We start from the raw sequence: 20,324 nt of genomic DNA, 5'->3' as shown, positions 1-20,324 counted from the left end.
TATATCTCGCGTGATTCTTCTTTTTTGATTTTGAAAACTACTTTCTCTATTAAATGCTTATCATAATTAGAAATCTCCATTCATATAATCATTACTAGATTAGCAAAGTCCTTCATACTTATTAGCCTGATGCTGACATAGAGAGGAGATTTCGCCATTGAAATCTAGTAATCGCGCAAATTTTGTAGTGTTAACATATAAGATGGTTCTTGTTATTTTATCCATTGTTTTAATGACATCATCTATCATTGTTCTAGTGAGTTACTCAGCATTTAAAGAACAGTTCAATTCTTCTATTGTCTATCAAACGTTATCGAAGCATAAAGCGGAGAGCCTTTATTATTTGATGAGCCAAGAAAATCACCACTTTTCAACGGCTTTCGATAAAAACTACTCGCCTCCAGGTCTTTCTTCTACACTGCTAGAGTTATCAACAAGTATTCGAGCAGAAGACGCGAGAAGCTTGTTTGGTTCAGAACTGCCTGGATTCAGTATTTACGACTCCAATATTATCATCGCCGGTGAAGGCACAAATTTCACAAACTTCCCCAGAGAATCTGCACCGCCATTAGATGAAACGCTAAAAGAAAGAAATTCTACTACAAAAGTTCAGCAACCTAAAGATAACGATGGTGCGAATGCTCCAAATAATAATACAACTGGCGGAAAAAAGGTATTTTATATTTATCATACGCACAGCTGGGAATCTTACTTGCCTCTGTTAGGACTTGAAGGTGATCCAGATGCTAATAAAGCTGTAGATAGCAAAACAAATATTAATATGGTCGCAAATATGCTAGGAAAAGATCTAGAAGCTCAGGGAATTGGAACAGAAGTAGATCAAACCAATATTGGACAGAAGTTAAAAGAAAAAGGATGGAATACTAATCAATCGTACGCCATGTCTCGCACAGTAATTGAAACGGCGATGACTGAGAATAAAGATTTAACTTACTTTATCGATTTGCACCGAGATTCGCTTCGAAGAGATAATACAACCATTAAGATTAACAATAAATCGTATGCAAAAGTCGTGTTTGTTTTAGGGAAAGCAAATCAAAACTTTGAACAAAATTTAAAGATGGCAAAAGCGCTTCATGAAGGTCTTGAAAAGAAATATCCTGGGTTAAGCCGCGGAGTTATTGGCAAAAACAAATCAACCGGTAACGGTGTATATAACCAAGATGTTTCTAAAAATGCGATTTTAATTGAAGTGGGCGGAGTTGATAATAACTTTGACGAATTAACCAACACAGCAAAAGCACTGTCTGATGTCATTAGCCAATTTTATTGGCAAGCTGAAAAAGTAGATGCTCCTGCTCAATAAAAAAAGCCCTCTTCACTGAGGGCTTTTTAAAATTCAATTCCTTTTACAGCCGGAATTCCTTCGTCGTAATAATGTTTATGAGGCTTCATTTCCGTCACAAGATCTGCTGCATCCATCACTTCTTTTTTGGCAGACCGCCCGGTAATGACCAAATGCATATGCTCAGGGCGCTTTTGAATAAGGTCAATTACTTCATGTAGCGGTAGCACATCATCAATAGGAAATTTCTCGATAGCTAGTGCGTTATTTAACTCGTCTAAAATAACTACATCATATTCGTTCGAGAAGACTTTTTCCTTCGTTAGCGCCCAAGCTTTTTGCAACGCTTCACGATGTTCAGGCGGTGTTTTTGTCCACGTAAAGCCGACTCCTGTTTGAATCATTTCAATTCCTATTCTGTCAAACATCAGCTTTTCGCCATATGTACGCTGAGGAGATTTAATAAATTGAATCATTAATACTTTTTGTCCGCGTCCCGTAGCGCGCAACGCAAGACCTAAAGCAGCGGTTGTTTTTCCTTTACCGTCTCCGGTATAAATTAACGTAAGACCCCGTTTATCTTTCAATCTAAAAACCTCTTTTTCTTCGAATTTCAGTTTACAGCCATGTTGTTTTTTCTGTAAACGGTGTTCTAGCAGGCTCTTTCATTTTTGTAAGAGACTCTTCATTTGGGTAACCTAAAAATACGTTTCCTACTACGACTTTACCTGAAGGGTTGCCGATAAACTCATGCAATCTCTCGTCTCGAACAAGACCAACACCTCTTGTTCTCCAAACGAATCCAAGTCCTAGTTCTTTAGCTGCTAGCCACATGGAATGAATCGCGCATGAAACCGCATATTTGTTGTCTTCCGTGGCTTCGTCGTCTCCTTCAACTGTATCAGCTGTTACAACGATATGTACAGGCGTATTTTTTACTGCTTTTAACGAACTTTCTACTAAATGAGGCTTTGTAGGAAAGCGCTCCTTTAAATACGTTTCAGCCAGTTCTTCATACTTCTTTTTTGCTTCTCCTTGAATCACATAAAAGCTCCAAGGCTCTCTCATTCGGTCATTTGGAGCCCACGTCGCTGCTTCAAGCAGCTGTTCGATTTTCTCTTGTTCCACTTCACGCGCTTCATGATCTCGTACCGCTCTTCGTTCTTTTAGCTGTGAAATAATCGTCATATTGTCTCCTCCTTTTAACGTTAAAGCAGAATATTTTCCGCTCTTTCTTCGAACCATTTTATTTTTTCTCTAATTGTCACAACTTCACCTACAAGCACAATGGCAGGATGAGCAATTTCTGCTTTTTTTGCTATTTCTTCGATTGTGGCAAGCGTTCCTGTTACGGTGCGCTGATACTTCGTTGTGCCCCATTGAACAAGCGCTACTGGCGTATGTTTATCTCGTCCATGGTCCATCAACTGCTTGCATATATGAGGTAAATTTCCAACGCCCATGTAAAACGCAATTGTATCTATTCCTTGAGCAAGCGCTGACCAATTTAAATAATCTTTTCCTTTTTCTTCTCTTCCATGACCCGTTACAATCGCAAAAGAAGTGGCATGATCTCTATGGGTAACAGGAATTCCTGCATAAGCTGGAGCTGCAATTCCTGACGTGATACCAGGCACTACTTCGTAAGGAATTCCTTGAGTAGCAAGTACTTCAGCTTCCTCTGCTCCGCGGCCAAACACAAAAGGATCGCCTCCTTTTAAGCGCGTCACTACTTTTCCTTGAAGTGCTTTTTCAACAAGCAGTTCGTGAATACGATCTTGGATGACTCCGTGCTTGCCCGGTAATTTTCCGCAAAAAATAAGCTCCGCATCTTTTTTAGCATAGTTTAACAACTGTTCGTTGGCTAAGCGGTCATATAAAATAACATCCGCTTCTTGAATACACTCCATTCCATATACGGTTATTAGCTTCGGATCTCCTGGTCCAGCTCCTACTAAATATACTTTTCCAACTGTCACACGGCATCTCTTCTTTCTTTTTTTACCGCTTTACACTGTTCCACCCAGTTTTCTACCATCTTCGTAGAAGAGCCGAAATGAAAGTGCGTATAGCCGGCAATTAAATTATTGTTCATATAGCCTTCTTCTTTCATTCCTCGCATCCCTTTTGTATCATAGGCAGGCGAAAACTCTTTCTCTGAATGAAAGGTTGAATAATGAAATTCATGGCCTTTAGCTTGTATATCGCCTTTAAATAAAAAATTCCCCGGCTTTCCCGTCACTTCTCGGTACCCTAAAGCAGCCAATTTTGTCTGCATTCTTACTTGTCCGGGAATAAGCCCCACCATTTCATGGCATGTATCATCTGTTGTGACAATAGCATCTGTTAAGAACATAAACCCTCCGCACTCAGCAAGTGTAGGAATCCCTTTTTGGATGGCTGCTCGAACAGAATTTTTAACATCAATTTGCTGAGCCAGCGTTTCAGCAAATTCTTCTGGAAATCCGCCTCCTATATAAAGACCGTCAGCATCTTGGGGAACCATTTCTCCTTTTAAAGGCGAAAATTCTACAAGCTCTGCTCCGTAAGCTTTTAACAATTCGAAATTTTCTTCATAATAAAAGTTAAAAGCGGCATCTCTCGCTACAGCAATTTTCACTTGAGGTACGGACGGCTTTGTAAAGATAGACTCATTAATTTCTATTTTAGGAGCTAAAGCCAGTTCATATACTTTTTCGATATCAATTGTATCATGAACAAGCTTTCCTAACTGTTCAAAAAACGGTGTTAACTCTCCTCGTTCAATCGACGGAATGAGCCCGAGATGACGTTCAGGAATCGTAAGATCATCGTTTCTTTTCAAGTAGCCTACTACAGGGATATGACATTCCTGCTCAATCGCTGCCTTAACAAGTTTATAATGTCCTTCACTTCCAACCCGGTTAGCAATTACACCGACGATGTTAGCCTCCGGTAAAAATTGCTGAAACCCTTTTACAATCGCCGCTGCACTTCTAGCCATGCTAGCACAGTTGACAACTAAAAGGACAGGACTATTGGTGATTAAGCTGATTTCTGCTGTTGTTCCTTCGTTCGTTAACGGATTTTTCCCATCGAAAAATCCCATAACTCCTTCCATGATGGAAATATCAGCATCTTCACTAGTACGAGCGACAATTTCTCTAACCATATCATGCTCAAGCATCCAGCTGTCTATATTTCGAGACGTTCGTTCTGTAACAGCCGTATGATACGTTGGATCAATATAATCGGGTCCGCATTTAAACCCTTGGACTCTGTAACCAGCTTGTCTTAATGCTGCCATCAGCCCGATTGTAAGTGTTGTTTTCCCTACGCCACTTCCAGTACCGGCAATGACGAGTCTTCTGTTTGACATGTTGTTCTCTCCTTTAGTCATATGGAATAAGCGCCACTGAAATGGTGACATTCCCTGACTTTTTCTTCACAAGTTCAAGCTTATCAGCACCGCTGTATAACATAGCAGCAGGTTCGCTGACGCCATATGCACCTGTATATTTAAAGACAGTATCTGAAGGCTGTTGGATACTTATGCTGTTTAGCTCTTGGGGCGAATAATAGACAAACTCCCAGCCGTACTTAGACGCCACTTCTAACAGCCCTTCTTCATCTTTCTTTATCTCTATTGTACATAATGCTTTTACACTTTTCATTGAAAACTGAAGTTCAGCAAGCGTTTTTTCAATAACGGTTTCAATTTCCGCTGCGCTTGTTCCTCTGTTGCATCCCATCCCAATCGCCAGTACTTTTGGACGGTAAAGAACACCGTTTTCTAAGATCGCTTCTTCCTCTTCTTCTAAATTGCGATGCGTTACAACCAAGGCTGCATGTGGCGATGCTTCAAGAGCTGTCTGAATCGATGAATACGTTTTAATGTTAGCTGGAACAGGGTGCTCATAATGCCACCAGTTCTTTTCACCTGATTCTTGAACCACTGCTATTTCTTCTTCATTCACCACAGAAGCGCTGACAGGCGTTAGTTTTTCTGCTGATTCCCACACCCATCCAAAGCGCTTACCAAATAAATCAACCGGAATTGTTTTTTGCACATCGGATGCTGTTGTAATGACAGGATGAGCTTCAAGAGCTGCCGCCACTTCACGCGTTAGCTCATTTGCTCCTCCGATATGACCCGAAAGCACGCTGATGACATTTTCGCCTTTATCATCAATGACAACAACCGCAGGATCCGTTTTCTTATCTTTTAAAATAGGGGCAATCATACGCACAACTGCTCCCAGTGAGATAATAATAATAAGTCCTTTATACGATTCAAAAAGAGAAGGCAAAAGCATCCGAACGCTTCCTGAAAACAGCTGGATGTTCTGCTCTTGTTCGTCTCCTTTTTCAAACTTGCTCATGTAATACACGTCAGACTGCTGAAAAGTGCGACCTAGATTTCTTGCAATTTCTACGCCGTGTTTCGTGATTGCCACGACAGCATAATCCCCGCGCTGTGTAATGAGGGCTTTTCTTCCTTCTTGGAGTTGAATCATTCCGACTTCACTCCTCTTCGAAAGCCATGGGTAAATGTTTTATCATAAAGTTTTGAACGATAATCTTTGTCATGAATGTGGGGGTCAAGTGCCCAGCCTGCCAAAATCATCGCCTGCTTGCGAATGCCGTTTGTTCGCATAGCATCATCAAGGTCTTTTACCGTTGTGCGAACAATTTTTTCATCTGGCCACGTTGCTTTATAGACTACTGCAATCGGCGTATCCTCACTCCAACCGGCGTTTATAAATTCTTTCATTACTTTTTTTGTGAGCGTCGCGCTTAAAAATAAAGCAATCGTACATTTATGTTTTGCTAAATCGGTTAATTTTTCAAACTCAGGCACAGGCGTTCTTCCTTCAGCACGAGTTAAAATAACTGTTTGAGTCAAATCTGGAATGGTTAATTCTGCTTCAGCCGCTGCTGCAGCAGCGAATACGGAGCTGACGCCCGGAACGATTTCAATATCAACGCCCTCTCTTTTTAAAAGTACCATTTGTTCCATAATGGCTCCGTACATAGCTGGATCTCCTGTATGTACTCTTACAACCATTTTTCCTTCACGCATGCGTTCAAGCATCGTACCGACCATTTCTTCTAAATGCATACCCGCTGTTTTTAACACTTCAGCTCCTGGTTTAGACTTAGCAACTAGCTCTTGACTTACCAGTGAGTCAGCGTACAAGACAACATCTGCTTGCTGAAGTAATTTTAAACCTTTTACGGTAATTAAATCTGGATCTCCGGGTCCAGCTCCGATTATGTATAACTTCATTTTCGCACCACCATTAGCGTTAAGTATTGTAAATCGGCTCCTTCTAGTTCTGAGGCTTTCCAGATAATTTCTTCATCTGACGTTACTTTTGTCACCACTGACGCTTTTTCAAGCAAATCAAGCTCTTTTAAAAGACCGACCATAAAATCGATGACTTTGGCCACTTTAATAAAAATGACGCAGTCGTTTTCCATTAATACTTTTTTCATTGTTTCATAATCTTCACGAGCAGGAACAATTGCTACGTGTTCATCACCGTCTGCTAACGGAATACCTAAACGAGATGCAGCTCCATTAATAGATGAAATACCAGGAATTACTTGAATCGGAGCTTCAGGGTGACGTTCTTGCATTAGACGCATCATGTGAATAAACGTGCTATAAAGCATAGGATCGCCCTCTGTCACAAACGCTACATCTTTTCCTTCCTGAAGCTTCTCCCATACTCGTTCTACCGTTTCGGTCCATTTTCTTTCCAAAATAGCAGGATCTTTTGTCATTGGAAACACAAGGCCAAGCATATCTTTTTCATTTGCACTGAAATAGACATCAATAATTTTTTGGGCATAGCTTTTGCTTCCTTTTTGCTTTTTAGGATACGCAATAACGGGTGATTCTTTTAGTTTACGAAATGCTTTTACTGTAATAAGTTCTGGATCTCCCGGTCCAACTCCAAGTCCGTACAATGTTCCAATCATATTCATTCTCCTCTTTTGGCTGTAATAATATAAATGGGGTTTAAAGCGTCAAATCGCGTTAAATGTAAAATGGGCTTGCTTCTTGAAATTTGTGCAAGGGTAACAGCAGTCTCAAATCCTCGCTCTTTAAAAGCTTTCATCGCTTCTGCCAAATTTTCAATCGTTACGGCATTTAATACGATGCGTCCTCCTGAATTTAACCGGCTGCAGCACACATCCAAAATGGTTTCCATGCCTCCAGCTGTCCCTCCAATAAACACCGCATCAGGATCAGCAAACTCACCTAACCCTTCCGGTGCTTTTCCGTGCACAGTGTGGGCGTCTACTCGAAATTTCAATAGATTTTCTCTGCAGTTTTCTAAGTCTGCTTCATTTTTTTCTACGGCAAAAATTTGTCCTTCACGCGCAATTTTAGCCGCTTCAATTGCGACTGAACCCGTACATGTTCCGATATCCCATACGACGCTGTCTCTCTTTAGCTGCAGGGCGCTAATACTAAGTGTACGAACTTCTTTTTTAGTAATAAGCCCCTTGTCCGGCTTGCGTTGAATAAATTCATCGTCCTCTATTCCAAGAGGCCAAACTGGGCTTTTTTCTACCTGTTTTAATATCACGACATTAAGCGGAGAAAAGAGTTGATTCGCCGCTTCTTCCAGCGAAAGCAGCTGACAGCGCTCCGTTTCTCCTCCTAAATTCTCTGCTACAAACATCTTGTATTCCGCCATGCCGAATGATAATAAGTAGTTTGCCAGAGCACTAGGAGAATTTTGCTCATCAGTTAGAATCGCCACTGTTTTATAGCCGTCAATGCGCTGAGCCAGCCCTTTTATGCTCCTGCCGTGCACGCTTGTAAAATAAGCGTCTTGCCATCGCTCTTTTAAACGTGAGAATGCAAGCTGAATAGAACTTAAATAAGGATATATTTCAACGTCTAGCTTCGTAGAAAGATAGCTCCCAATTCCGTAAAATAACGGATCGCCTGAGGCTAACACAATCGCATTTCCTTCTTCGTTTTTTAAACGTTCAACAAGAGGAGAAAGCCCTCCTTCAATCGCTACTTTTTCTCCTTCGAAATCTTGAAAAAAATCCAGGTGACGCTTTCCTCCAATTAGCACATCACTTTCATACACCCACTGTTCATACATAGGAAGCAAACTTAACTTCCCATCGTCACCAATTCCAATAATTTTAATTGCCATGTTGCACCGCCTGTCCTAAAAAATCTCCTTTTAATGTGTAAAGAGACGTATCGACATCGATTCCGTCCCCTATTTCCTTTAATACTGATAAACAGCAGTACTCGCACAGTTTTTCAAAAAACTGATGATGACCGCTTTGCGTCATTAAATCTCCCACTTGAGAAGCTGTGTTTGCACCTTTTATTTCCTCTACCAGTTCAGCAGAAGCGCCTGACTCAGAAGCTGCTTTTGCTAAAAAATTAAAATCAATAGGTGCACTTTTTGAATGAACCATCATAACGCCTTGCGCGACTTTTGAAAACTTTCCCATCATGCCTACGAGCGACACTTTTTTCATTCCTTGCTTTTTACATTGTTTTAAAGTGAATCCAACAAAATCTCCCATTTCGATAAATGCTTCTTCCGGAAGATCTGGGAACTGTTTCATTCCATACTTTTCGCTTCGGCCTCCTGTCGTAATGACAACGTGCTCACAATTACTTGCTTTAGCAACGCTAATTGCCTGCACGATGCTTGCTTTATAAGCAGCTGTTGAGAACGGAACGACAATCCCCCGCGTCCCCAGTATCGAAATGCCTCCTAAAATACCTAGACGCGCATTTAATGTCTTTTTCGCCATTTCTTCTCCCTCAGGAACCGAGATGACAATCCTAACGCCTTTTTGTATATTGTATTGGGCTAAAAGCTGTTCAGCCGTTTCTTTCAGCATCTTTCTTGGAACAGGGTTAATGGCTGCTTCACCGACAGGAACTGGGAGGCCGGGCTTTGTCACACGCCCCACTCCCACTCCTCCATCAATGATAATGTCTGCACCATTACACCACGAAACTTCAGAAATAATCAGCGCTCCGTGCGTGGCATCGGGATCATCTCCAGCATCTTTAATGATGCTGGCTACAGCGCTTCTTGTGCGATACTCGCATTCTTCAAGATGAAACGTAGCAAAGCGGCCGACAGGTAAGTAAATCGTTGACTCATCTTGCACTTCTCCTGAAATTAGCGTAAGCAGAGCTGCTCTCGTAGCTGCCGTTGCACAAGCGCCCGTCGTATAGCCTTCTCTGAGTTTCTTAGGTTCTTTTGGTACTTCCTTCATGCGTTACACCTGATCTGCAAGAATTGAAATTGCATTTAATGCAGCGACCGTTACCGTACTGCCGCCTTTTCGCCCGATGTTTGTAATAAACGGCACGTCAAGTTTTGCAAGTTCTTCTTTCGATTCAGCTGCTGAGACAAATCCTACCGGCAGACCAATAACAAGCCCAGGCTTCGCTTCTCCTTCTTTAATCAAACGAATTAATTCAAGTAAAGCTGTCGGTGCGTTCCCAATTGCAAAAATTCCGCCGTCTGCTTCTTTAATTGCTTTTCGCATTGAAATAATTGCACGCGTTGTATTTAAGCGCTTTGCCTCTTCCATTACGTCCGGATCTGAAATATAAACTTTGATTTCACCGCCGTGTTTTTCAATTCGCTGCTTGTTTGTTCCTACTTGCACCATTTGTACATCCGCAACCACTTGCTTGCCGCTGCGAATGGCTTTAATTCCTGCTTGAATCGCATCCGGATGAAACAGCATGCTGCGTCCAAGTTCAAAGTCTGCAGACGCATGAATCACGCGCTGAACAATTGGGTACTGTTCATCTGTAAACGGGTGAGGCCCAAGCTCTTCTGTAATCATTTCAAAACTTTTTCCTTCAATTTGCTGAGGCTGAACAGTTAACGGTTTAAATTCTGTACGAAAATCCATCTCAATCAACTCCTAGTTTGGTTTGCTAAAGCATGAACCACTTCTTCAAACGTGGAATACACGGTCCCATACTCGATTTTTGGTCGCCCAATCATAATAATATCTAAGCCTAACTCTTTGGCTGCTTCTACTTTTTCATCCACAGATCCAACTTTTCCGCTTTCTTTTGTGACCATAACCGTCACTCCGTATTGCTTATACAGCGCTCGATCAAACTCTTTTGTAAACGGCCCTTGAATAGCAATAATATTTTTTTGCGGAAATCCTAATTGCTGGCACTTTTCCATATTATCCAGCCTTGGAAGCATACGAGCAACAAGCCGTACATCTGAAAGAGGAAGCAGCTTTTCTGTAAAAACCTGCAGCGTCTTGCTGCCTGTTGTCAGCATAATAACTCCTTTTTTCTCAGCTGCTACTTCAGCTGCTTCTTCATACGTAGAAACCATCGTCATATTATCATAGGCAAAAGCCTGTGAAGCCCGCTCATAGCGTATGTAAGGGATCGCTGTTTCAGCAGCAGCGCCGATGGCATTTTTAGACGCTTCTTCGGCAAAGGGATGACTTGCATCAACAATAGCTTTTACACCATGTCCGTTTATAAAGGTCATCATATCTTCTTTTGTAAGACGTCCAATTTTCACGTTCACTTCTGCTCGCTGTAATTCGATTGCTGCGTTTTCGGTTACAACCGTTGCTGTAACCTCATGACCTGCTTTTTTTACTTGCACGGCTAATGCACGTGCATCGCTAGTTCCAGCTAACAATAAAATCATTTTAGCCCGCCGACCTTATCTTCATGGTGGTCATGGTCATGATGGTGATCGTGGTGATGGTGTCCGTGATCATGGTCATGATCATGATCATGATGATGATGGTGATCAATATGCTCCATAATGCCGAGGCGATATTGACACGTATCGCAGTTCATTTTCACTTCACCTTCTAATCCTTCTTCAGCACGTTCTTTTAAAATTGTCTGCAGTTTTGGGTGAAAGCCGAAATAGCCGGCTAGCTTAAACTCGATGTTTTCATGCTGCATTTTATACTGCTTCACCATTTCTTCCAAACGCTTAATTAGTACTCCTGTAAATAAAAAATACGGGAGAATAACCACTTTTTTAGCGCCCAGTTTTAAACATCGTTCCACTCCTTCATCAATCAATGGAGCGGTCACGCCCATAAAAGAAGTTTCGACGATTTTGTAGTTTGTTTTTTCCCAAAGAAGGCGCGTAATTTTATATAAATCACTGTTTGCATCAGGATCGCTTCCTCCTCGCCCTAAGACAATAACAGCCGTGCCTTCAGCTGGAGTTTCTAAATTTTCTCCTGATTCTTGTAATCTCGTTTTTAAAATTTCAAGGGCTTCTTCATGAACGCCAATGGGACGTCCGTACACGAAGTTTACGTGTGGATATTTTTCCTTAGCTTCATCTATAGCCGCCGGAATATGTATTTTTGAGTGGCCAGCTGGCAAGAGCATAATTGGAATTACAACTACATCTGTCGCTCCTTTTGCCACACATGTATCAATGCCTTGACTTACATTTGGGCGTTCAAATTCTAGAAAACACGTTTCTACTAAAATAGATGCGTCCCAATCATGCTTCATAGTCGAGATAAACTCGCGAATTTGATCGTTCCCTTCAGGATCCCTACTTCCATGACCGACAAATAAAACTGATTTCATATAATGCCCTCCCATTTTTAATCTCCACACGGAGCTGGTTCTACTTTTATTTTTGGTGTTATATCTTGATAGTCGAATCCATAAACATTCTTCACACGCTTAAAGAATTTATGAAACCGCTCATTTGGATGACCTTTTTCTTTATATTCATGGACAATGTTCTCCACTATTTCAACAATGTCATCGGGCGCTATGCCTTCCGCCACAATTTGACCTGAATGGGCGTTTCGTCCAACCGTTTTAGCCCCTAAAAATAAGTCAAACGCACCTTTTCTGTAGACAATGCCGATATCTTCTTGAACAGCACCATAACAGGCCATACCGCATCCATTAATACCAAGCTTCAATTCTTTTGGCATGTCCATTCCGCCGAGGCGCTTTTGTAATTCTTCCGTATGCGGGATGGCGTCGCTTTTTTCTCCATCACAAAAATCACACGCTTTAATTGCAAACACGTCTCCGACCGGAGATAGTAAAAAGGAAGCTGATTGGAGCTTTTTAATAATCACATCTGGCTGAGCCGTTGGAATTTGCAGTTTGATTTGATGGTCAGGCGTATACTCCATCGTACCTTTTTCACCAACAACTTCTGCTAGTGTTGTCATTTGAACGGGCGTAAACTTCTTATTTGCAAGCCCTGGACTAACTGCCACTTCGAAAATAGACTGTATTGGCTGATGTACGACCGCAGAAGTAGGTTCACCTAAAATTGCTTGAAGCGCTTCTTCTGCAAGGGCTCGTGAAGTTGCTGTTTCTTCTGGTTTGGTCTGAACTGCTTCAATAGCTGAAGCCGTTTGCTTTACAGTCTCTTCTTGATCAAGAGCCCATGGTTCCGCTTCTTTTCGAAGTCGCTGATGCGGTCTTAGCGGCTGCTCCGTTTGGTTGAGGGTATATTTTCGCTGATATCCGCGCGGTGTAATCATTAAATCGTCGTAAAAAAACGTAGATGAATTCCCGACAACAACGGTAGTCAGCATGCCAATTTCATGATTTAACATGTCTTTTAAGTTGGTCATTACGACTTCTTCACGGTCACGATAAGCGCTTTTCACAAGACCAACAGGCGTATCAGGAGAACGGTACTTTAATAGAATCCTTTGCGCTTCAACAATTTGTCTTGTTCGTCTTCCGCTTTTTGGGTTGTAAAAAGCCACTACGAAATCTGCTTGTGCAGCTGCTTCAATTCTTTTTTCGATTAGCTCCCAAGGCGTAAGGTGGTCACTTAAACTAATCGTACAAGCATCATGCATCACGGGCGCTCCAAGGAGAGATGCACATGAATTAATAGCCGAAATGCCAGGAATTACTTCCATCTCTACGCCCGTTTCTTTTTTCCAGCCTTTTTCAATCAACACTTCATACACAAGGCCTGCCATTCCATATACTCCTGCATCTCCGCTTGAAATGACAGCTACGGTTTTGCCCGCTTCAGCTTGCTTTACAGCTTCTTGTGCACGGCTTACTTCTTCGGTCATTCCCGTACTAATAATTTGCTGATTCGTTAACAGTCCTTGAATTAATTCCACATAGGTTTTGTAACCGATGATCATATCACTTTCTTGAATGGCTTCTCTTGCTCGCTGTGTAATATGTTCAAAGCTTCCCGGCCCAAATCCAATAACTAACAGTTTACCTTTCATGCTAGCTCCTCCTTTATGCGTTACTTTTTACTTTGTCAATTCCTTTTATGGAGTCACTCTTTTCCGGAGAAACAAAACCGTTTTGATCATATTCATAAATAAGCGATTCCTTTATACTGCAGCCTCCTGCTAAATGTTCTTCGACAATCCGGTGAGCCACGGTTTCAGTGACCTGCTTGTACCAATCTCCTGAAGGATACACAATAGCTACAGGAGCATCTTTGCATCGTCCGTTACAGCGTGTACGCGTTGTATGAACCGTTTCATCCAAATCCAGTTCCGTCACTTTATTTCGAATAGCTTGGGTGGCTTCTTCTCCACCTTTTCTCATACAGCTGCTTCCATTACAAATCAATACGTGATGTTTTGTTCCATTTAAGTTCCACGTCGTCACACTCATTCGCTCCTTTACTAAAAAAAGCGCCTCTATCAATGATAGAGGCGCAGAAAAATTCAAACTAAGTTTTTGCACTTCCACCTATATCCCGTAGGGTAAGCTTCGCATTAGAAAAAGGCTGGTTTCCTGACTTCGATTCATCACTTGATTGCGCCTTCCCGAATACAGTGGCATATGCAATCAGCTCATCTTCACAGTGGCGGGTACCGCGCTGGCTTCACACCAGACTTCCCATTTAACGCAATGTAAACATTGCGCACCTTTTTTGCACGATATGTAGTTTTGCGACATGAGAAAAACCCGCTTCGCTAATATGCGAGCGGGTAAAACGTCAGAATAAGAGTGTACACGAATGCCACTTTAAGCCAACGTTTCCCTTCCCGCTCCCCGGAGAAATAGAAACTTCACAATAAAGACAGGTCTCCTGACTTGTGTATCATTCTACTTGAGAACCTTCCCGTGATTTTTCCACAGTGGTTATACTCGTTCGTCCACACTTACAGTTGCGGGGACAGTACTGGTCTTTCACCAGTTTCCCTATTAAGCCTTCTTGGCATCTTTACTGTTGCTGTTTGATATATATGAACCTTTTAAACTATCAGAATAATAGAAGTAACTACCATATCATAGCGTACATTTTTTTTTATTTCAACTCTATTCTTTTCGGAAGATACAAGCATCTATAAAAAAACAAGAGCATAAGTCAGCTCTTGTTTTTTCATTATATAGCTACTAATGTTAAATGAGGATCATTATAATACACGACTTCTGAAAGAACTTTACAGCCATTTGTTTTGGCAAAAGCTTCTCTCGCCTGCTTTTCAGTTTCAAATTCAAACATTTTCATTTCTTTTCCAGCATATACCGTCAGTACCCACATGAAAAGATTCGCCTCCGATTATTGTAGTGATCGCTATATCCACATTATGCCGAAACCATTTCCTTTTGAAAACCCATTCTACAAAACTTGTCACAAGAAACTTTTAAAAATTTAAAAACATTTTAACTTTTGTAAATGAACAAAATGTACAAAAGGTTTAAGCAATATTATACCTCTTTAAAAAGGTGCTTTTTTAACCCACTGTTGCTTCACCAGTAAAAAAATATATAGTATTTATTAAAAAAAGAAGCCGGACAGCCGGCTTCTTTTTTAAGAAAGGAAAGTACAGACATCACAATCCCGTCCTGCTCTTTATTTCGCATAAAAATACACTAATTAAATATTCCTTTCTTAAAGCAGAACCATGTTCGACTGCACATAGTGATAAAGAAGCATATACGTATGGTTCAATGAATCTTGATGCGTTCTCTCAAACGCATGAGAAGAATCAATTCCTGGACCAATTAAGCCGTGTACGATGTCATGCCCGGCACGAATAGCAGCGGAAGCATCTGATCCGTAAAACGGATAAATATCTAATTTGTACTGAATATCATGCTGCTTACCTAGTTCCACCAAATGCTTTCTCAAACCGTAATGATATGGGCCGCTTGAATCTTTTACACAAATAGACACGGTGTATTCATCAGTAGATTGTCCATCTCCCATGGCACCCATATCAACCGCTAAGTATTCTACCGTTTGAGGCGTAATGTTCGAATTTCCTCCGTATCCAATTTCTTCATTATTTGAAATAAGAAAATGCGTAGTGTATGGCAGTTCGATCTGTTCTTCTTGAATTGTTTTCATGAGCTGAAGCAATAAAGCTACGCTTGCTTTATCATCGAGATGACGAGATTTAATAAAACCACTTTTTGTTATTTCTACACGAGGATCAAACGAAACAAAGTCGCCGACTTCAATTCCAAGGCTGCGAACATCTTCTGCGCTATGTACTTTTTCATCCAATCGAATTTCTATATTATCTTGATTTCGCTCAGCTTTCCCTGCATCTTTATACACATGAACAGATGTTTGATGCATAAGGATGGTTCCTGTAAATACTTCTCCTGCTGACGTTTCGATTTCACAATATTCTCCTTCAATGGAATTGTATCGGAACCCTCCAATCAGGTCGATTTTCAGACGTCCACTCGGTTTGATTTCTTTTACCATAGCACCTAATGTATCGACATGAGCCGTCAGCATGCGGTGATGATCCGTATCTTTACCAGGAATAGTAGCGACTAAGCCTCCTTTTCGATTGCGATACGTTTGAATATTTAGCTCTTTTACATAGTCTTCGACAAATGAAATCACCTTTTCTGTATTTCCAGAAGGACTGGGAATCGAAACAAGCTTTTTAATTAACTGAACAGTTTCCGTCATTATGACACTTCCTTTGTCTCTCATTTCTTTTATTTTACCATATGTTTCAAAAAAGATAACAGGCAGCTCCAAACAAAAAAGCCGGGCAGCTGCCCGGCTTTTTTGTTTTAAGCTATGTTTGATTTCTTTAATTCATTTGTATAATTTAATGATTTTTGCTTATCAAATTCGCCTTCAGACTTCGACATCACAATTGCAGCTAAAGCATTTCCTACTACGTTAACTGTGGTACGCATCATATCAAGGATGCGGTCAATTCCTGCAATAAATGCCATGCCTTCAAGAGGGAAGCCCATAGATTCAAGTGTAGCAAGTACAACTACAAACGATGCCCCTGGTACACCAGCCATTCCTTTTGAGGTTAACATTAGCACAAGAAGGAGCTGAATCTGATCCATAATGGAAAGGTCGATGCCGTACATTTGAGCAATAAACAGCGATGCCAGCGCCTGATAAATGGTTGAACCGTCTAAGTTAAACGTGTAGCCTGTTGGAATAACAAACGATGTAACCGATTTAGAACAACCGAAGTCTTCCATCTTTTTGATAAGAGATGGTAAAACGGCTTCTGAACTTGCCGTTGTAAAAGCAAGAAGCAGCTCGTCTTTTAACACTTTTATCAGCGTAAACATGCTTGTTCCAGCCATTTTAGCGATAATTCCAAGAACCACAAGCACAAAGAAAATCATGGTGAAGTAAACGGCGAACACTAATTTTCCTAATGGAATAAGTGATCCGACACCAAACTTTATAATATTAACACCAATAAGTGCAAATACACCTACTGGAGCAAATTTCATCACCAAATTAGTTACCCAAAACATTGCATCCAAGACGCCTTCAAAAAAGGCTAAAACAGGTTTTCCTCTCTCTCCAATCGAAGCTACGCCTACACCAAACAGTACGGAAAATAAAATGATTGGTAAAAGATCGCCTTCTGCTACCGATTGAAAGACGTTTGTCGGAACAATATGAAGAAGCTCTTGAGCAATCCCTGTACTTTCAGACGTTTTTGCCGTTGCCTCATATTGAGAAATATCGCTTTTTTCAATATGCCCCATATCAACCCCTGCACCAGGGTGGAATAAGTTCGCGGCAATAATCCCCACTACAATAGCAATGGTTGTAACAATTTCAAAATAAAGAATTGTTTTTCCGCCAAGCTTACCTAATTTTTTGATATCGCCTACTCCTGCGACCGCTACGATTAATGCTGAAATCACAATCGGTACGACAATCATCTTAATTAAATGAATAAATATGTCTCCAACCGGCTGTAAAATAGAAATGGCTGTATCGCTTCCATAAAAAATAGCACCTACAGCTACGCCTAAAATCAGTCCAATTAGAATCTGAGTTGCTAGACCTAACCTTTTCACTTTCTTGCTCCTTTCGCACAGTTGACTTTCATCCATCGAGCATATGCGGTTCCGCGAACCGTGTATAAATATACATCCTTACAGCACCTTATGTAAACAGTTCTTTACTAAAAGGATATAAGGCCGCACATGCGAATTTTTAAAAGCCACGGTTCTGTTTTATCATATCAAATAATTGTTGTATATTGAGATTTTTTTGCTAAGTATTTTTCTATTTTTGCTATTTCAGCGAATAAATTAAAAAAATAAAATTTTATATTGAAATATGCATTTTAGGTTAGTATAATACGATACATGTTTATTTTTATTATTCGAATATAAAATTCTGAAAATTTTAATTATTCAACACGATAATAAAAAGCATTTATAATTTTGGAGGTTTTAACGTGTCAAACAAAGTTCCTTTTTCATTTATAGTGGTTATTGGCTTTATGCTTTTTGCCCTATTCTTCGGCGCAGGTAATTTAATCTTCCCTGCAATGTTAGGTCAGTCTGCTGGAAGCAATATTTGGTCAGCAAACGCTGGATTTTTAGTAACGGGTGTAGGTCTGCCTCTTCTAGGCGTTCTCGCATTTGGTTTTTCCGGAAAAGAGGATCTGCAGTCTTTAGCTAGTCGCGTACACCCAGCTTTCGGTATTATCTTTACTACGATTTTATACTTGGCAATCGGACCGCTTTTTGCGATGCCAAGAACGGGAAGCGTTTCGTTCGAAATTGGCGTTAAGCCTTTTTTATCAGAAAATCCAGGACACCTTCCCCTTATCATTTTCACGGTAATTTTCTTTACTATTACCTGCTTTTTTTCGCTAAACCCTGCGAAAATTGTCGATTTAGTAGGAAAAGTTTTAACACCTATTAAATTAACGTTTATTGGAATATTAGTAGTTGTAGCCGTTGTGAACCCAATTGGAAAATTTGAAGCACCAAGCGAAGCTTATACAACACACTCATTTTTTAAAGGCTTCCAAGAAGGCTACTTAACAATGGATACACTAGCATCATTTGTTTTTGGAATTATTATTATTAATGCAATTAAAGAAAAAGGAGCAAAAACCAACCGACAAATCATCACAATTTGTGCAAAAGCTACGGCTATCGCTGCCGTTATTTTAGCTCTTATTTATAGTGCATTGTCCTATATGGGTGCTTCAAGCGTATCAGAGCTTGGACGTCTTGATAACGGAGGTACGGTTTTGGCTGAAGTATCAAATTACTACTTTGGCTCTTACGGAGGAATTCTTTTAGGTCTGATGATTACCGTTGCTTGTTTAACAACAAGTGTAGGCCTTGTAACGTCTTGTTCATCTTTCTTCCATAAGCTGTTTCCAAGGGTTTCTTATAAGTTGATTGCTGTCATTTTATCAGCATTCAGCGCCGTTGTAGCAAACTTTGGTTTAACGGAATTAATCGCTATTTCGGTTCCAGTCTTAACAGCTATTTATCCGTTAGCTATTGTGTTAATTGCTTTAACATTCTTACATCCTTTATTTAAAGGACGTTCTGAAGTTTACCAAGTAAGCCTTCTGTTCACGTTTATCGTTAGTTTATTTGATGGCTTAAATGCTGCTGGATTCAAAATTGCGGCAGTAAACGATCTGTTTACATCGATTCTACCTATGTATGGAGTGGGTCTCGGCTGGGTAGTTCCTGCTATTGTAGGAGGATTAATCGGTCTTGGCATTACCTTCCTTCGCACAAATGATAATACAAACAGAAACACTTCAAGAAAATTGATTAAATAAAAAGAGGATGCGAGTGCATCCTCTTTTTATTATGGAGTCTTATGAGTAAGGAGTTTTTTTCTCCATTAACTTCACTTCTTCTTTTAACACATGTTTTTCGTATAGATATTTATCCGTTCGTTGAAAATGATATTTATCAGCTTTTTCTTTCAGATGTGGTCAAAAGCACTCGACGATCAGAAGCATCTGACACACCAAACGTTTCATTTTGATAAGTAGCATACGGAGCTATAAAAAACACTTCTTCAACAGCATCACGAGGAACTTCTTTTGTAAAAGTCGTGTCATTGTATGGAATGAATCCATTTGCTACATCGCCTTCATCATAGCTAATTAGCTTTACACACCCGTTTTCCGTTTCATAACATTCGTAATCTCGTTCATTATATGCTGCATACAAACCTTTTCGAATCACAAAAAACCAGTCCTTTACATTGGGTTAGCAACCGCTGGTACAAATCGTTTTTCTTCTGCCACATAGGTAGCTACAAGTACTTCTTCCCCATTTACCACTTGATATAGTTCCGCTCCGTTTGATAGTGGATAATAGTTATCAAATTTGAACTCTGGAACGGTTTCCCCGTTTCGAGATCCCGTAAACCCATTAAGCGTACATGGAGGTCCGTAATTATTACTAATTAATCCCTTTTAGTAGGTCTCAAAAATAAAACACGCCATCCAAAATAGATGGCGTGTGAAGTATAGTAAGTAATTAAGAAATTTGTTTAAGTTCTGATGAGAGTTTTAAAAACTCTTCTTTATTTTTCATCAATAGCGTGCGGTCGATTTCTTCTTTTAGCTGTGCTTTACGAAATTCTGCAATCGCCTTATCTAAAATCATCTCAGCGAATAATGCATCAAGCACCTTTCCGTTGGATTTTTGCGGTGAATTAAGTAAATTCTTTTTCATAAGAAATCAACTCCTTGGCTTTTTTATAATATAACACAAATATTCTGACTTTTCAATCATTTAAACCAAGTATTTTACATCTAT

The 20,324-nt window shown here is 40.3% G+C and carries 21 protein-coding genes and 2 riboswitches; of the genes, 2 read left to right on the top strand and 19 right to left on the bottom strand.

The features are described from left to right. Positions 1-157 precede the first annotated feature (157 nt). Positions 158-1,327 carry a stage II sporulation protein P gene (gene spoIIP / locus MMB68_RS20525; protein WP_264407599.1) on the top strand — a complete coding sequence of 390 codons (1,170 nt, stop codon included), beginning with the start codon at positions 158-160 and terminating at the stop codon, positions 1,325-1,327. 26 nt (positions 1,328-1,353) lie between these two features. On the opposite strand, the gene cobO is transcribed toward spoIIP, so the two are convergent. The 17 genes from cobO to MMB68_RS20440 all read right to left on the bottom strand — a co-directional run bounded on the left by cobO (position 1,354) and on the right by MMB68_RS20440 (position 17,588). Next, positions 1,354-1,893 (bottom strand): cob(I)yrinic acid a,c-diamide adenosyltransferase, encoded by a 540-nt coding sequence (gene cobO, locus MMB68_RS20520; RefSeq protein ID WP_013057304.1) that lies wholly within the window; start codon positions 1,891-1,893, stop codon positions 1,354-1,356. Positions 1,894-1,924: 31 nt separating this feature from the next. Next, positions 1,925-2,494, bottom strand: a complete 570-nt coding sequence (locus MMB68_RS20515; RefSeq protein WP_264407600.1) for a nitroreductase family protein — start codon at positions 2,492-2,494, stop codon at positions 1,925-1,927. Positions 2,495-2,514: 20 nt separating this feature from the next. After that, positions 2,515-3,285 carry a uroporphyrinogen-III C-methyltransferase gene (gene cobA / locus MMB68_RS20510; protein ID WP_013057306.1) on the bottom strand — a complete coding sequence of 257 codons (771 nt, stop codon included), beginning with the start codon at positions 3,283-3,285 and terminating at the stop codon, positions 2,515-2,517. After that, positions 3,282-4,664 carry a cobyrinic acid a,c-diamide synthase CobB gene (locus MMB68_RS20505; RefSeq protein WP_264407602.1) on the bottom strand — a complete coding sequence of 461 codons (1,383 nt, stop codon included), beginning with the start codon at positions 4,662-4,664 and terminating at the stop codon, positions 3,282-3,284. The genes cobA and MMB68_RS20505 overlap by 4 nt, the downstream gene beginning before the upstream one ends. Positions 4,665-4,677: 13 nt before the next feature. Then, positions 4,678-5,802 carry a cobalt-precorrin 5A hydrolase gene (locus MMB68_RS20500; RefSeq protein WP_277549290.1) on the bottom strand — a complete coding sequence of 375 codons (1,125 nt, stop codon included), beginning with the start codon at positions 5,800-5,802 and terminating at the stop codon, positions 4,678-4,680. Further along, positions 5,799-6,575, bottom strand: a complete 777-nt coding sequence (cobM, locus tag MMB68_RS20495; protein ID WP_269870786.1) for a precorrin-4 C(11)-methyltransferase — start codon at positions 6,573-6,575, stop codon at positions 5,799-5,801. Before cobM ends, MMB68_RS20500 begins: the two co-directional genes overlap by 4 nt. Beyond that, complete coding sequence (gene cobI / locus MMB68_RS20490) at positions 6,572-7,273, bottom strand: precorrin-2 C(20)-methyltransferase (RefSeq protein ID WP_013057310.1); 702 nt, start codon at positions 7,271-7,273, stop codon at positions 6,572-6,574. Before cobI ends, cobM begins: the two co-directional genes overlap by 4 nt. Before the next feature lie 2 nt (positions 7,274-7,275). Then, positions 7,276-8,472: a precorrin-6y C5,15-methyltransferase (decarboxylating) subunit CbiE gene (gene cbiE, locus MMB68_RS20485; RefSeq protein ID WP_269870787.1), complete on the bottom strand. Its 1,197-nt coding sequence runs from the start codon at positions 8,470-8,472 to the stop codon at positions 7,276-7,278. Beyond that, positions 8,462-9,565: a cobalt-precorrin-5B (C(1))-methyltransferase gene (locus MMB68_RS20480; protein ID WP_277549289.1), complete on the bottom strand. Its 1,104-nt coding sequence runs from the start codon at positions 9,563-9,565 to the stop codon at positions 8,462-8,464. The genes cbiE and MMB68_RS20480 overlap by 11 nt, the downstream gene beginning before the upstream one ends. A 3-nt stretch (positions 9,566-9,568) precedes the next feature. Beyond that, complete coding sequence (locus tag MMB68_RS20475) at positions 9,569-10,216, bottom strand: precorrin-8X methylmutase (protein WP_013083415.1); 648 nt, start codon at positions 10,214-10,216, stop codon at positions 9,569-9,571. Between the two features lie 5 nt (positions 10,217-10,221). Then, entirely contained in the window at positions 10,222-10,989 is a 768-nt protein-coding gene (gene cobK, locus MMB68_RS20470) for a precorrin-6A reductase (RefSeq protein WP_269870790.1), read from the bottom strand. Beyond that, positions 10,986-11,903 carry a sirohydrochlorin chelatase gene (locus tag MMB68_RS20465; RefSeq protein WP_277549288.1) on the bottom strand — a complete coding sequence of 306 codons (918 nt, stop codon included), beginning with the start codon at positions 11,901-11,903 and terminating at the stop codon, positions 10,986-10,988. The genes cobK and MMB68_RS20465 overlap by 4 nt, the downstream gene beginning before the upstream one ends. Positions 11,904-11,920: 17 nt before the next feature. Beyond that, positions 11,921-13,543, bottom strand: coding sequence for a precorrin-3B C(17)-methyltransferase (gene cobJ / locus MMB68_RS20460; RefSeq protein WP_221785017.1), 1,623 nt, complete (start codon positions 13,541-13,543; stop codon positions 11,921-11,923). A 13-nt stretch (positions 13,544-13,556) separates the two neighbouring features. Then, positions 13,557-13,937, bottom strand: a complete 381-nt coding sequence (locus MMB68_RS20455) for a (2Fe-2S) ferredoxin domain-containing protein (RefSeq protein ID WP_264407612.1) — start codon at positions 13,935-13,937, stop codon at positions 13,557-13,559. A 102-nt stretch (positions 13,938-14,039) separates the two neighbouring features. Next, a riboswitch (cobalamin riboswitch) is annotated at positions 14,040-14,219 on the bottom strand. Positions 14,220-14,337: 118 nt separating this feature from the next. After that, a riboswitch (cobalamin riboswitch) is annotated at positions 14,338-14,516 on the bottom strand. 145 nt (positions 14,517-14,661) lie between these two features. After that, positions 14,662-14,820: a hypothetical protein gene (locus tag MMB68_RS20450; RefSeq protein WP_013057318.1), complete on the bottom strand. Its 159-nt coding sequence runs from the start codon at positions 14,818-14,820 to the stop codon at positions 14,662-14,664. Positions 14,821-15,171: 351 nt separating this feature from the next. Beyond that, a complete protein-coding gene (locus MMB68_RS20445) occupies positions 15,172-16,209 on the bottom strand; it encodes a M42 family metallopeptidase (protein ID WP_264407613.1) in 1,038 nt (345 codons plus the stop codon). Between the two features lie 107 nt (positions 16,210-16,316). Continuing rightward, a complete protein-coding gene (locus MMB68_RS20440; RefSeq protein WP_014459829.1) occupies positions 16,317-17,588 on the bottom strand; it encodes a cation:dicarboxylate symporter family transporter in 1,272 nt (423 codons plus the stop codon). Between the two features lie 386 nt (positions 17,589-17,974). Between MMB68_RS20440 and brnQ the strand changes: the two genes are divergently transcribed. Beyond that, positions 17,975-19,330 carry a branched-chain amino acid transport system II carrier protein gene (brnQ, locus tag MMB68_RS20435; protein ID WP_034651532.1) on the top strand — a complete coding sequence of 452 codons (1,356 nt, stop codon included), beginning with the start codon at positions 17,975-17,977 and terminating at the stop codon, positions 19,328-19,330. Between the two features lie 136 nt (positions 19,331-19,466). On the opposite strand, the gene MMB68_RS20430 is transcribed toward brnQ, so the two are convergent. Next, complete coding sequence (locus tag MMB68_RS20430; protein ID WP_277549287.1) at positions 19,467-19,745, bottom strand: hypothetical protein; 279 nt, start codon at positions 19,743-19,745, stop codon at positions 19,467-19,469. 297 nt (positions 19,746-20,042) lie between these two features. Then, on the bottom strand, positions 20,043-20,240 hold the full coding sequence (locus tag MMB68_RS20425) for an IDEAL domain-containing protein (RefSeq protein WP_013057324.1): 198 nt from the start codon (positions 20,238-20,240) through the stop codon (positions 20,043-20,045). Positions 20,241-20,324: the final 84 nt, after the last annotated feature.

Origin of the sequence: Priestia sp. Y58, from assembly GCF_029522095.1 — a bacterium.
In the GTDB taxonomy this organism is placed as follows: domain Bacteria; phylum Bacillota; class Bacilli; order Bacillales; family Bacillaceae_H; genus Priestia; species Priestia megaterium_E.
The sequence above is the reverse complement of the archived record's forward strand: the minus strand, read 5'-3'. Positions and strand labels throughout refer to the sequence as shown.

Excerpts from the sequence above, each read along its gene's own strand:
- MMB68_RS20515 (WP_264407600.1), bottom strand. The coding sequence starts at position 2,494 with ATGACGATTATTTCACAGCTAAAAGAACGAAGAGCGGTACGAGATCAT.
- MMB68_RS20505 (WP_264407602.1), bottom strand. The coding sequence starts at position 4,664 with ATGTCAAACAGAAGACTCGTCATTGCCGGTACTGGAAGTGGCGTAGGG.
- MMB68_RS20500 (WP_277549290.1), bottom strand. The coding sequence starts at position 5,802 with ATGATTCAACTCCAAGAAGGAAGAAAAGCCCTCATTACACAGCGCGGG.
- cobM (WP_269870786.1), bottom strand. The coding sequence starts at position 6,575 with ATGAAGTTATACATAATCGGAGCTGGACCCGGAGATCCAGATTTAATT.
- cobI (WP_013057310.1), bottom strand. The coding sequence starts at position 7,273 with ATGATTGGAACATTGTACGGACTTGGAGTTGGACCGGGAGATCCAGAA.
- cbiE (WP_269870787.1), bottom strand. The coding sequence starts at position 8,472 with ATGGCAATTAAAATTATTGGAATTGGTGACGATGGGAAGTTAAGTTTG.
- MMB68_RS20480 (WP_277549289.1), bottom strand. The coding sequence starts at position 9,565 with ATGAAGGAAGTACCAAAAGAACCTAAGAAACTCAGAGAAGGCTATACG.
- MMB68_RS20475 (WP_013083415.1), bottom strand. The coding sequence starts at position 10,216 with ATGGATTTTCGTACAGAATTTAAACCGTTAACTGTTCAGCCTCAGCAA.
- cobK (WP_269870790.1), bottom strand. The coding sequence starts at position 10,989 with ATGATTTTATTGTTAGCTGGAACTAGCGATGCACGTGCATTAGCCGTG.
- MMB68_RS20465 (WP_277549288.1), bottom strand. The coding sequence starts at position 11,903 with ATGAAATCAGTTTTATTTGTCGGTCATGGAAGTAGGGATCCTGAAGGG.
- cobJ (WP_221785017.1), bottom strand. The coding sequence starts at position 13,543 with ATGAAAGGTAAACTGTTAGTTATTGGATTTGGGCCGGGAAGCTTTGAA.
- MMB68_RS20450 (WP_013057318.1), bottom strand. The coding sequence starts at position 14,820 with ATGTGGGTACTGACGGTATATGCTGGAAAAGAAATGAAAATGTTTGAA.
- MMB68_RS20445 (WP_264407613.1), bottom strand. The coding sequence starts at position 16,209 with ATGACGGAAACTGTTCAGTTAATTAAAAAGCTTGTTTCGATTCCCAGT.
- MMB68_RS20425 (WP_013057324.1), bottom strand. The coding sequence starts at position 20,240 with ATGAAAAAGAATTTACTTAATTCACCGCAAAAATCCAACGGAAAGGTG.